The sequence below is a fragment of the Streptococcus sp. HMSC065H07 genome, assembly GCF_001837325.1.
In the GTDB taxonomy this organism is placed as follows: domain Bacteria; phylum Bacillota; class Bacilli; order Lactobacillales; family Streptococcaceae; genus Streptococcus; species Streptococcus salivarius_H.
Genome location: NZ_KV832031.1, coordinates 29,264 through 41,720 on the forward strand (window position 1 = coordinate 29,264; position 12,457 = coordinate 41,720).

At 36.4% G+C, this 12,457-nt stretch carries 9 protein-coding genes; 1 reads left to right on the top strand and 8 read right to left on the bottom strand.

What is annotated here, in order from left to right:
- Position 1: 1 nt before the first annotated feature.
- The 6 genes from HMPREF2637_RS04875 to HMPREF2637_RS04905 form a co-directional block, all read right to left on the bottom strand.
- The gene (locus tag HMPREF2637_RS04875; protein ID WP_070839321.1) at positions 2-1,378 is read right to left on the bottom strand and encodes a hypothetical protein; all 1,377 of its coding nucleotides are present in this window, start codon (positions 1,376-1,378) and stop codon (positions 2-4) included.
- 150 nt (positions 1,379-1,528) lie between these two features.
- Positions 1,529-2,026: a P-loop domain-containing protein gene (locus tag HMPREF2637_RS04880; protein ID WP_070839324.1), complete on the bottom strand. Its 498-nt coding sequence runs from the start codon at positions 2,024-2,026 to the stop codon at positions 1,529-1,531.
- Between the two features lie 637 nt (positions 2,027-2,663).
- Positions 2,664-3,194 carry a hypothetical protein gene (locus HMPREF2637_RS04890; RefSeq protein WP_070839329.1) on the bottom strand — a complete coding sequence of 177 codons (531 nt, stop codon included), beginning with the start codon at positions 3,192-3,194 and terminating at the stop codon, positions 2,664-2,666.
- A gap of 121 nt (positions 3,195-3,315) precedes the next feature.
- Positions 3,316-5,712, bottom strand: coding sequence for a DNA topoisomerase (locus tag HMPREF2637_RS04895; RefSeq protein WP_256315874.1), 2,397 nt, complete (start codon positions 5,710-5,712; stop codon positions 3,316-3,318).
- Between the two features lie 100 nt (positions 5,713-5,812).
- The gene (locus tag HMPREF2637_RS04900; protein ID WP_070839335.1) at positions 5,813-6,385 is read right to left on the bottom strand and encodes a hypothetical protein; all 573 of its coding nucleotides are present in this window, start codon (positions 6,383-6,385) and stop codon (positions 5,813-5,815) included.
- A 204-nt stretch (positions 6,386-6,589) separates the two neighbouring features.
- A complete protein-coding gene (locus tag HMPREF2637_RS04905; RefSeq protein ID WP_256315922.1) occupies positions 6,590-7,120 on the bottom strand; it encodes a hypothetical protein in 531 nt (176 codons plus the stop codon).
- A gap of 231 nt (positions 7,121-7,351) precedes the next feature.
- Here HMPREF2637_RS04905 and HMPREF2637_RS04910 point away from each other — a divergent pair, with 231 nt between their 5' ends.
- Positions 7,352-10,156 (top strand): DNA methyltransferase, encoded by a 2,805-nt coding sequence (locus tag HMPREF2637_RS04910; protein ID WP_070839341.1) that lies wholly within the window; start codon positions 7,352-7,354, stop codon positions 10,154-10,156.
- Between the two features lie 534 nt (positions 10,157-10,690).
- Here HMPREF2637_RS04910 and HMPREF2637_RS04915 read toward each other — a convergent pair.
- Together HMPREF2637_RS04915 and HMPREF2637_RS04920 are read right to left on the bottom strand one after the other, a co-directional pair.
- The gene (locus HMPREF2637_RS04915; protein ID WP_070839344.1) at positions 10,691-11,446 is read right to left on the bottom strand and encodes a hypothetical protein; all 756 of its coding nucleotides are present in this window, start codon (positions 11,444-11,446) and stop codon (positions 10,691-10,693) included.
- 197 nt (positions 11,447-11,643) lie between these two features.
- Positions 11,644-12,444 carry a hypothetical protein gene (locus HMPREF2637_RS04920; RefSeq protein ID WP_070839351.1) on the bottom strand — a complete coding sequence of 267 codons (801 nt, stop codon included), beginning with the start codon at positions 12,442-12,444 and terminating at the stop codon, positions 11,644-11,646.
- Positions 12,445-12,457 lie beyond the last annotated feature (13 nt).

Below are 12,457 nucleotides of genomic sequence, written 5' to 3' on the forward strand. Positions count from 1 at the left end.
CTTAGTTTGAGTACCATTTATCTTGTTTTACAGCTGTACGTTGAAGACCAAGTGCTGCCAAAATCAAGAATCCAAAGGTAACGAGTTTTGTTCCAGTTTCCCCTGTTTCAGGAAGTGTTACCATTTCTCCTGCCTCGGTCTTAACAGAGACAGTTCCATCCTCATTCACTGCTCCTCCTGCCTGTGAAGCTGGAACTGAGGCTACAGAACCATCGAAGTTTTGTACGACAAGATCACTATTGTTTGTTGAGACAACTTTATAACCAGTATTTGTAACGACTGGTTGACTAGGAGTCACATTAAGTACAACTTGTTTTGTTGAAGGAGAAACGTCCCCTGGTTTAGGTGTTTCTTGAACATTCGTGTCGCTAACTTTAGGAGCTTCTTCAGTTTTAGGTGACTCAACCACTTTGTTTGAAGTAGTTGCTGAAGTTGAAGTGATTTCCGTACGACTGTCTGATTTATGTTCAGATGGCGTAGAGACACCAGTTCCATTGGTTCCGTCAAGAATATGAGGAGTGTTTGTAGCAGTTTCAGACAGTTCTGGAGAAGTTGATGATTTCTCAGAAGATGTTGTTCCTTCGCTACTTGGCAAACTTACACCTGTTCCAGAAGTTCCATCAGACACTTTTGGTGTTTCTGAACTTGTTGAAGAAGATTCAGCTGAAGTTGATGAGCCACTAGGTGCTTCAGAACTTGAAGCGTTATTCCCTTCAGTTGGTGCTGGAGTTGGTGTGGCAACCGTTGACCCTTTATCATTAACAGTATTTGTTGAACTTTCACTGCTACTGCTAGTGTTATTTTCACTATTGTGGTTAGCATTAGCAGTATCCGTAGCGTTAGGCTTAGTAGGAGTTTCAGTTACTGTGTGCTCTGAAGGGGTAGGAGTTTCTGATGCAGTTGAAGTTGTATCAGAAGTAGAGTTTCCTTCACTTCCTTCAGAGGTAGCTGTAGACGTTTCAGCAGTTGTACTTGCATTTTCAGAAGTCGTAGGTGTAGCCTCAGAATTTTCTGAAGTCTTCCCTTCGTCATGATTTGGCGTAGTAACGCTTGGTGTTGTAGGTGTAGCTACACCAGTGCCAGTGGTACCATCAGATACATTAGGAGTTTCAATTGCTACCCCTTCATTTTTTGGACTGTCAACTTTAGGTACTTCAGCTTTATCAGTTGGGACATCTGTGGTATTGGTACCAGGTGTCGCTGGTGTTGATGAAAGAAGTGTATCGGAGTGTCCAGTCGCAACAGTAGCATTATCTGTTGGTCCAGTTGGCGCATCAGTTTGGTCTGCTGATACTCCATTATTAACCAAACCTGCTGCTAAAAGAGCTGTTAAAAAAGCTCCACATTTTAGGATCATTGAACGTTTGTTTTTATCCATGAATAAGCAATTTCCTTTCTTAAAAAATTACAATTAGATGATAGCAAAAGTCATCCCTGACTCAAACCCAGTGACACCCTTTGAATACACAAAAAAAGAGCATACTGCTCTTTTGTAATCTATTCATGAAATTTATTGTTGTCTAAATATTTAAGACCTTTTTGTTTCTAGTACGAAACGTTCAAGCTCCCCTTCAAACTTATCTAGTAATACAGTATAGGACAGGATAGATACGACAACCTCCAAATCATTAGCGAGTAACTTATTGAGAGTCGCATTTAAATGTAGCAGTTGTTCGTCAGTTAAAGAGGATGCCTCATCAATAACCAAATATATAGATGTATCTTTGACTTCTACGTTTAACAAAAAATCTATGAAGCTATCAAAGTCGCTAAACGATAGGTCACAATTCACTTCTTTTTTATTATTGCCATTAAAATAGACGATAAGATTATTGGTGTTTTCACTTAAATATTCGATATAATAACTTGCGAGGTAGGTTTTTCCAGAACCAACCTTTCCAAAAATATTAGTTATCCTATTTCGTTTAGACATTATCTGGAAAATATCTAACAACGTTTCTGAGGGTTCGACTAACAATTTGCTATTATATCTCTTTATGCTAGCTTTATTATTAATATTTTTCATATTCGCTTACTCTCCTTCTCCCATTATAACACGTTTTGCATTGCCAAAATTGTAAAGCCAAGACCACCTATACTAGGAATTACTAATATTAGAGGGGCCTTCGTTATCATTAAGCAATAATTTGAAATAAAATGTTCAATGGATAAGTTGAATAAGTTAAGTGAGGAAAGATCAAAAAATAACCAAGATAAAATAAGTGTCTGCATGAAGGTAAATGAAACAAAGCAAAAAATAATTGCTATAAACTTACTGAAAGTTTTCATATTCTGTCCTCCTATCTATATGATACAAAGCCCTATCTTTTCAGCCATTTCATCATGGCTAAAATAATGGTCAATGTATTTCAAATAACCTTTCATTACACCGCATCCTTCATGACCGTAAATGTCAATCCAAGCCCTCCCAAAATACACAGAACTAAAAGTGGAGGAACCTTTGTGATAATGTAGAAAACTCCTGAAAACATAAAATCAAAGGATAGGTTAAATGATGAATAATTTAAAAATAACAAAGATAAGATAAGTAACTGAGCAAAGGTAAACCAAGCAAAGTAAAGAAAGAAAACTATATATCTACTAGAAGTTCTCATGTTATATTCTCCAATCTATATATCATAAGGAAGTTCTTGAAAAGCCTATTAATTAAAAGCTCGTCTACGCATTGAGATCCCAATTTCTTGCCAAGATACCTCCATATCATCAGAGGGTGTGTCTCCTAATAGGAAAACGGACTTATTATGGAATAGAGCATCAAATCCAATGTCCTCATAAAAGAGTTCTTCGTCATCATATTGAAAGCCAAAATCAATGTCGAATTCATTGTTAAATATAGCACGGCAAATAAAGTACGCACCTAGACCATAATAAGTAATAGCTTCATTTGAACCTTTAGGTGTAGCTTCAAATCGATAGTACTTCTCTACTTCAATGGAGTCTTGAGCATTGACTTCAATAGGCTTAAGATAACAGTACCCACGACTAGCGAGAGCTTCATCTAATTGCTGACGTAGAGGGCTTTTTTTATGAGCGATGAGACCAGGGATGGCATCCGAGTTACTATCAATAAAGTCACACGCATTCAGAAGAATCAAGCCTTCTTGAAAAAAGTTAGGACTCGTCTGTCTGTCCAGCCACTCACCTAAAAATCGGTTAATACGAGGTGTATTCATATTTTTCTCCTTTCATAGATATTTGACTCGTCTTTTCTTAAACTAAAATTAGTGTAGCACAGAGGAAATTACAAGAGCAAGCGCAGAGAGCCCTAAATTTTTAAAAGTCATTTAAAATGAACTATTTTTTAGACGTTGCTTTATCAACTTCAAGGTTTACTTGATAAATTCCTTTTTCTTCATTGAAGGAAAGATAAGCGTAAGCATCGAATGGGCCATATTTACCTTCGATGTTCTTGATAAGGTTTGTTCGTCCTTTATCAGATAAAAGGTCACTGATTTGTTTCTTGGTGAGTGTTTTTTTCTTGTCTTTAATAAAACCTACAGTAATCCAGAAGTTAAAGCTACAAACAGGTGTTGCACCTGCTTCTCTTTCTTCTTTTGCTAAGATATTATCCTCACACTGAGCCACTTTTGATTTTCCTAGTACTTTGACGGCCTTTCCACATAAAGGACAGTTACCAAGCTTACCATCAGCTTTTGCTACTGCTTGCTCGATAAAGTCTTGGAAAGGAGTGTAATCAGTTCTATCGACAGCATTAATCAGATTTTCAATGAGGTTGTTGTGAGGATTCTCAATACCTAGATACCTATAGATATTTCTCAGGAATTTCTCTTGTGTATTGGTCCCTTCAGCAATTTTACTGAGCGATTGCTCCCATATTGCAGTTGTTTCTGGTTGAGATAAGACACGTTCATCTTTAAGCGTCTCACAAATCAACCACCCAAGTTCAGATAAATAGATTTTCCCTTGCTTGACTATCACCCATTTATTAACGACGATTTCATCCAGAATTGCTCCCCTAGTTGCTGCAGTCCCTAACCCTTTGATTTGTTTCATGATAGCGATAAGCTCTTCATCATCTAGGTCCCGGCCAGCAGTTCTCATTGCTCGAAGCCAGGTACTATTCGTGTGGCGAGGCGGTTTTTTAACATGTCTTTCCACTGGCACTAGGTGCGAAGTGACAGTATCGTTGGTTTGGACTTTAATAAGCTCCCTCGCCTCACTTTCTTCTATAACTCCATCAAGCACGCTCGCACTATCTTGGAATAAAACTTGCCAACCAGGGTTTTTAGGGACTTGTCCTGCCGTTCTAAACCTTCCAGCGCCTACCTGAGTAATGATTGTCGTCTGTTCATACTGGTATTTCGGGAAAAACATAGTTAGTGTTCTTCTGATAACTGCTTTGTAGACAATCTTCAGTGCATCAGGAAGGGCTTCTACTTCTTCTTCAGTGGGTATTAAGGTAGTTGGAACTACTGCTGAGTGGTTTGCAGCTTTCTTGTCATTTACAAAAAAGCCATCTGGACGCTCTGGGAATACCAAATCCTCTTCACTGAAACCAACTAATCGAGCTAATGCTGGTGCTTGTTGCTTTAAAGTCTCATAACGTTCCCTAGAAATATAAAAAGACAAAGATCTTGGGTACGTGATTAGTTTTCTCACCTCATATAATTCTTGGCAAGGGCCTTCTAGAACTTCTTTTGCTGTCAATCCTAAGAGTTTCCCTAATTCTTCTTGTATCGAGTCAAGGCAATAAAGCCTTGGTGGTCGTTTTTCTTTTAGTTCAACTTCATGTTCAACGATAACACCTTTGTTACTATCTCCAACAATTTTAGGATTCTGAATAAGCTTTTCCCAATCTTCTCTAGTAGGACAGTCGCCTTCCCAAGGTTCACCCTTCTTGTCACCTTTAGAGTACGGAATATCAAGAGGAACATAATTACCCTTGTAGATGCCATTAGGATGTTCAAAGGTGGCTTCTAATTCCCAATAAGTTGTTGGAACAAAATCTCGGATGGCTAATTCTCTTAAATAGATCAAGAATAGAGCTACGGTTTTGATTCTTCCAACTGCAATCTTACCGTCCTTACCAGACCTATCCAATTTTAATCCTATCTTCTCTTCTAATAGGAGACTTAATGCACGGGAGGCGTTCATACCAAGAAGCCAGTCAGCAATAGCTCGCGTTTGGGCTTCAATAGCTTGCAAGACCCGATAGTCTATCTCACGTAGTTTTTTCACTCCCTCTTGAATCTTTGTTGGTGTTAATTCATCAACCCAAAGAGACTTAATCATTTTCTTTGGACCTTCCTGGTCTAAAATACCAGTCATAAGGCTAATACTATAGGCAATATGACTACCTTCACGGTCTATATCAGTGGCCCAAACAATCATCCTAGATTTCTCAAAGAAATCCTTAACCTTCTTGAACTGCCATTCCTTCTGTGTCATAACCTTATATTCAAATTTTTCAGGAATAATAGGTAAGGTGTCCAAACGCCACTCTTTCCAATCAGCTTTATAGTCTTCTGGTTCTTTCAACTCTAGCATATGTCCTTGAGCCCAGATAATCGTGATCAATTCTCCATTGTGGTAAGCAGCATTTTTAAATTGAATATAACCTTGTTTTTTATATTTTTCATCTAGTTGAGTTGCAGAAAGTGTATTATCTGCAGCAAGGGCCATATAGTAGGCTATTCCTTGGTCTCTTTTTTCTGCTAAATATGTAATCATAAGCGAATTCTAACATAAAGAAATTCCCATTTATAACCCAGTGACATGGGGTAATTTAGTGAAAAGACACCAAAAAAAGCCAAAGCTTAAGCTTCAGCTTTTATAGTCTCAAATCATCTGTTAATACGACACTGATAGGTTCTTCAGTATCTTTACGATATCTCTTCAAACAGAATAGTGAAACAACTACTGAAAGTAGAATCAAATAGGCTCCACTTACAACCATTGCAAAGATCTGCTCAGGACGAGTGCCATAGTTCTCAATATAGTTCAATAGTGGTGTACTAGTTTCCATTTTTTGGATAACGTTGGGAACAAAGTTCCAGGATACAATTGTAAAGACTGCTAAAAAGAGTAACATTCCGAACGCCCAACTTAGAACGTATCGTTGCTGACGAGTCATAAAGTCACGCTGGTTGTATTCTTCAACACATAGTCCCTTATATTGTCCATCCTTAGAAAAGAAACGTGGTTCTTCACCGTTTTGAATTCGTTGAATATCACTTAAAATTTCAGCACTTAAGTGTCTAGCCGGCAACTCTTGAGCTAGTTTATTTTGTTCTTCAATATTTAGTCCAGAAACCTCATCAGTATATTTTAAAAGATGTTCTTTAGTCTGACCGTCAAATAATCTAACCAATTTTCTTAAAAGACGCATTGTTTCTCTTTCCATATATCCTCATCTCCAATCATTCTTTAATCAAATTCTCTTACTATCACTAATTCTTTAATCCTTGTGCTATGGCACTATTATATCAAGTATTAATCAGATATGCACTTACTCAAGGACAAAAATTCCTACTAGAGTTAAATATATAATGAAAAGCTCCATCTCATGATGAAGCTAAACAAGATATGTAAGACGTATTGACTACTTCTAGTCATGTCCATGCTCAGCATGATCAGCTTCAGCTACTCCATGAACTGATGTTACTTCTATTTGAGTTGTTCCCATAACGTAATTCCCACAGAAATAAAGTTTTGCTCCGTCTGGGTTAGCAACCTCAAGGACAAACTGACGAACATTGTCTGCTTTGGCTTTAAACACTTGCGTTTTAGCATCAGAGTACTTATAACCTAGCATAAATTTCGCTACAAGCTCATACTGCATCTTGGTTCCAGTAATCGTTAAGTGATTTTGATAATCTGGCTTAACATCGGTTACGTTCTGAACAGTCTCAACATAAGAACACATTTCTTTCAGTGCATTCTTTACAGTTTGCGTATCAGCATCATCTGCAGGTGTTTGTGTTTCTAAGGTCGCAAGTGCCTCTTTACGCCATCGCTCATACTTATCTTCCTTTGGAATATCTTCCGAGGAGGAATCTTCAATCACCTGTTCGGTGCTAGGGGGTGTTGCTTTTTTCTTCGGTTCATTCTTCTTCATTAACGCAGAGACCAAAAACATGACTCCTAGTACGAGGAAAATGACCACCAAAATAATAATGTATTTATAATCTTTTTTCATGGGTTTAGTATAGCACCTTTCCATGTATTAAAAAAGAGACTTAGGGGGTGTCACATCCCCCAAGTTATATCTAGTCACTTGACAGTTGGTTAATAGAGTTAATACCCACTAAAATACAGTAGGAATATATGGTATAATGACACCGAGTCTATTTAGAAAGAATTAGTAGTAATGAACACTAGAGAACAGAAAAAGCAAGCCAAGGCTTTTATTAAGCGTTGGGAAAACCGTGGTAGTGAAAGACAAGATAGCCAGTCTTTTTGGCTAGACCTACTGCAATCTGTTTATGGGATAGAAAACCCAACAGAATATATTACGTTTGAAGATAAAGTGATGTTGGATCACACCAGTTTTATTGACGGTTTTATCGATAAAACAAAGGTTTTGATTGAACAAAAAGGGGCAAACAAAGACCTCAATAAAGCTATTAGACAGTCTGATGGTACTTATCTAACGCCTTTCCAACAAGCAAAACGTTATTCAGCAAACACCCCCTACTCTAGACGTCCTAGATGGATTATTACTTGTAATTTCAAAGAGTTCTATATCTATGACATGGAACAGCCTAATGGCGAACCTAAAGTTGTTCAATTAGCAGACCTTGATAAAGAAGCCTATCGACTAGAATTTCTTGTAGATAAGACCAACGAGCACCTAGAACGTGAAATGAAAGTCTCAATGGAGGCTGGGGAAATCGTAGGTGAAATCTATGATGGATTGCTAAAACAATATGTCAATCCAGACAATCCAGATAGTCTACATGCGATTAACCAACTTGTCGTACGCCTTGTATTTTGTTTGTATGCAGAGGATGCTGGTATCTTTGGACATAAAATGATGTTCCATGACTACCTAGCTCGTTTTGGAAATCGTGACTTTCGACGTGGGTTAATGGACCTTTTCTCTGTCCTTGACACGCCAATCGACACGCGCGATCCCTATCTTGATAGTGAACTAAACGCCTTCCCTTATGTAAACGGTGGAATGTTTGCTGAGAATAATCTAGAAATCCCTAATTTCACCGATGAACTCCGAGAACTTATTCTTGAACACGCTTCTTCTAGTTTCGACTGGTCAGAAATTAGTCCGACAATCTTTGGTGCGGTATTTGAGTCAACTCTTAACCCAGAAACACGTCGAAGCGGTGGAATGCACTATACTTCGATTGAAAATATCCATAAAGTTATTGATCCTTTATTCTTGGATGAGCTAAAAGAAGAGTTGAACGAAATACGACAATTTAAGCAGCCTAGAACAGTTGAACAAAAAGCAAAACAGTTCCAATCAAAACTAGCGAATCTTCTTTTCTTCGACCCCGCTTGTGGTTCTGGGAATTTCTTAACTGAGACATATATCTCTCTTCGACGCTTAGAAAATGAGGCTATTAAGCTATATATGGGAGATACTGTTGCTTTGGATCTCGGTCAAGATTTAGTCAAAGTTAAGCTGAAGCAATTCTATGGTATTGAGATTAATGACTTTGCGGTTTCTGTAGCTAAAACAGCTCTCTGGATTGCAGAAAGTCAAATGCTTGAAGAGACTAAAGATATCGTGTTTGCAAATATTGACTTTCTTCCACTTAAGTCATATACCAACATCGTTGAAGGTAATGCGTTGGAGATAGATTGGGAAAGTGTGGTTCCCAAAGATAAGCTAAACTATATCATTGGAAATCCACCATTTGTCGGTCATTCTTTGCAAAGTAGTTCGCAAAAGTCAGAAATTAAAGCTATATTTGTTGATGAAAATAGGAAACCTTATAGATTATCTGGAAAAATTGATTATGTTGCAGGTTGGTACTTTAAGGCCTCTGAGTTGATGCATGGTACAGATATACGAACAGCTTTTGTGTCTACTAATTCAATAACCCAAGGTGAACAAGTTTCTGGAATTTGGAAGCCATTAATAGAGCGTTTTGGAGTAAAAATAGACTTTGCTTGGAGGTCATTTGTTTGGAGCAATGAGGCAAGCGAAAAAGCCAAGGTACACTGTGTGATTATTGGTTTCTCTACAAATGCAAATGTTAAAGAATATGCTCTATTTGATAATGAACTCGTAAATATAGTTTCAGGAATAAATCCATATTTAGTTGAAGGAGATAATATTTTTGTTGAGAGTAGGAGAGACGCATTATTTGCAAAAATCCCAATGTATGCTGGTGGAAAACCAACTGATGGAGGGAATCTAATACTAACAGTTGAAGAGAAAGATAGACTTGTAGAAAAAAATAGAGACATTGAAAAATTTTTACGACCATTTCTAATGGGTGCTGATTTTATTAAAAGAAAGCCAAGATACTGTATCTGGTTGCATAAAGTTAATCCATCGGAATTTAGAAAAATTCCTGAAATCATGGAAAGAGTCAAAAAAGTTCAAGAATTTCGATTAAATAGTCCAAGTAAAATTACCAATAAGAAGGCAGAACGTGCGACTGAATTTGATGAAATACGAGAAAGTGCATCTGATTACCTTGCGTTTCCCAAAGTATCATCAGAAAACAGAAGATACGTACCAATAGATTACTTATCAAAAGAAGTTATTCCAGGAGACAAGTTATTTATGGTACCTAACGCTAGTTTATATGACTTTGGTATTTTAACATCTAATGTTCACATGGCCTGGATGAGAACAGTAGCTGGGCGAATGAAATCGGATTATAGTTATTCGAATACTGTTGTATATAATAACTTTCCGATACCTGATTTTACAGATAAACAAAAAGAAAAAATCAGAAATACTGCTAAGGGGATTTTAGAAGCAAGAAATCTTTATCCTGATGCGAGTTTTGCTGATCTCTATGATGAGTTAACCATGCCTAAAGAACTTCGTCGAGCCCACCAAGCTAACGATAAAGCAGTTATGGAAGCCTATGGATTAACCAAAATAGTAGATGGCAAAAAAACTTGGCTAACCGAGAGTGAGACAGTCGCAAGACTATTTGAGTTATATGAGCAGATGACAAACAGCAAATCATAAAGTAAGAGACATCTCGTTATAAAACAAAAAAGACTAAGCAGTCTTTTTTGTTTTTTTTGAATTACGGCTTACTAGTCTTGATTAGGTATACCAAGACTAGCACCAGGATAATAGAATCCATGTGGCTCCTCCTTTCGTAAAGAAAAGAAATCGCGCACCCAATTAAAATCCAAATATATAAAAATTACATCATATTATCATACTATTTTAAAAAATTTTCCCTAATTTATTGCATTAATTGATAGGAACGTGTATAATTTGAAATAATAAGGAGATATTTTTGAATTATTGGGGACAATTATTCGAAATCCAAAGGATTGTTGCAGCAATCCTTTTTTTATTTCTCTTTTCTTTTATATTACATATTGTACACCCTTTTAGAAAAAAATCAATATATTGTGGTATATTTTCATCTCAGACCACTATATATAGTATTTTCAGTCATAGATAAGTAAGAACTTATTTTGAATAATCCCCTCTCTCGTAGGTAAAAAAGACCATCCTTCTAAAATAGGTTGGTCTTTTTGTTCCTTCTTATCTTCTTGCCTTTCTATACAAAATCGAAGTAAAAGATTCTGTGACAATTTGTGGGAAATTATTGTAAAATTCAAGATGCCCAAGGACAGCAAGGTCATAGGTTGTATTCTCATCAATATCATCTTGTTCAATACCTCTAAAAATACTGGTCTTTTTGATCCACTCCTCTCCCCTCTTGGTCTTCACAATTAATTTGTATCGTACACCATTTTTGGTTTCACAATTTTCAACTGCTAACCTTACCTTACCATAAAATAGAAACATGTTGTTTTCATCCGCTTTATCAAACCAACGATTCATTGACTTTCTTGGTATTGCTCTGCGGTTAGGCTGATGGTTTCTTGCTCCTATATCTATTACGAATGGATTCTGTTGTTCAGCATTTACTGCATTTTCATCGTCTCTTCTATCCCTAGGCAACAAGGTATTTAACATTGCTTCAAGTCTATCACGTACTTGTTCATCTGTTAATGTTGCTACAAATTGCTTAACTGCCCTATTTGAAGCTAGGTCATAATTATATGAACAACCTTCTTCATGGTTTGATGTTGGAAGGGTTGATAAAAATGCTCTTCTTTCTGATGTTTTATGTGTAAAACGTAAATTTGCTATCTGACATTCTGGACACAACATTTTATCACGGTATTTTGAAATATCCCCTTTATTCTGTTCATATTCTTTTTGAACTTCATATAAACTATGGAGCTGTTGATCGTCAGTATATAAAAAATCTTCGTAACTATGATTTGTCATGTATAAGTTCCTCCTTATTGAAAATAAATATTTGTTTTTTCAAATTCTATTATAACTTTTCTCATAGAAAATTACAAAAAGACCAAGTTTTAGTTAAACTTTTTTCTCGTAACCAGAATTTAAAAAATTAATCAAATCAAATAAAAAGGAGCTCTATTCAGACTCCTTTTTAGTATATACATAATTATGTTTATGTATTATTTTGCCTTATTTTCACTAACAGTTAGGTCAATTAGTGGTAGATAGCTTGGAGAAAACCTACCATTGATTCCAAATAGATGGAAGTTGAAATGAAGATGGTATAGCGTATCTTTCGTTTCAAACGTATGTTTGATATTCCCTGGAGCAGTTCCCTCTCTATAATAACGAGGAGCAATTACTTTCTCACATTCCATATTAGTAACCTCAACAATCGACCTATACTCCGGCTTAATAGCATTCTTATTGATTATTGTCATTTGAGCATTAGTGTCATAGCCTGTCAATTCAATATCATTAATAAGTGAATGTTCATGTTCTAATCTAGTTTCAGTAGATTTCTTCAAACCAAGATAATCCACATCCATAACATTCTTGAATAGATAACGTTTAAATAAGCTAGAACTTAGTTTCGTTCCCACATAATAAAGGGCAAGACTAACTAACAATAGCTCAAAAATCAATGTCATGCTTGCATCCGTAACCCGGATTGGTTTCATCAAAAGAATACATAAACCAAACATTTCCATTATACTCACAAGTGAGGTAAATACCCACCAGTCACTACCACTCTTATATTTAAAAACAGCCCTTAACGTAAAGAGACCGAGGTAAACTCCTTGAAAGATATAAAGGAAGACCTTTACTTGATTTATAGGCATTGTGTTAATAAAAACATTAAGGAAAATCGTTCCCATAATTATAGCGAACCATAAGAAAGCTTTTCGCAAACACCAGTCTAGGCCTTGTACAGCCAATAATGACATGCTTTTCGGATTAATTTTTGATTGTTTACTCATTTATACTCTTTTT

What these genes read in the sequence shown, in the direction of transcription:
- HMPREF2637_RS04875 (WP_070839321.1), bottom strand. Translation starts at nt 1,378, where the DNA reads ATGGATAAAAACAAACGTTCAATGATCCTAAAATGTGGAGCTTTTTTA.
- HMPREF2637_RS04880 (WP_070839324.1), bottom strand. Translation starts at nt 2,026, where the DNA reads ATGAAAAATATTAATAATAAAGCTAGCATAAAGAGATATAATAGCAAA.
- HMPREF2637_RS04890 (WP_070839329.1), bottom strand. Translation starts at nt 3,194, where the DNA reads ATGAATACACCTCGTATTAACCGATTTTTAGGTGAGTGGCTGGACAGA.
- HMPREF2637_RS04895 (WP_256315874.1), bottom strand. Translation starts at nt 5,712, where the DNA reads ATGATTACATATTTAGCAGAAAAAAGAGACCAAGGAATAGCCTACTAT.
- HMPREF2637_RS04900 (WP_070839335.1), bottom strand. Translation starts at nt 6,385, where the DNA reads ATGGAAAGAGAAACAATGCGTCTTTTAAGAAAATTGGTTAGATTATTT.
- HMPREF2637_RS04905 (WP_256315922.1), bottom strand. Translation starts at nt 7,120, where the DNA reads ATGTTTTTGGTCTCTGCGTTAATGAAGAAGAATGAACCGAAGAAAAAA.
- HMPREF2637_RS04910 (WP_070839341.1), top strand. Translation starts at nt 7,352, where the DNA reads ATGAACACTAGAGAACAGAAAAAGCAAGCCAAGGCTTTTATTAAGCGT.
- HMPREF2637_RS04915 (WP_070839344.1), bottom strand. Translation starts at nt 11,446, where the DNA reads ATGACAAATCATAGTTACGAAGATTTTTTATATACTGACGATCAACAG.
- HMPREF2637_RS04920 (WP_070839351.1), bottom strand. Translation starts at nt 12,444, where the DNA reads ATGAGTAAACAATCAAAAATTAATCCGAAAAGCATGTCATTATTGGCT.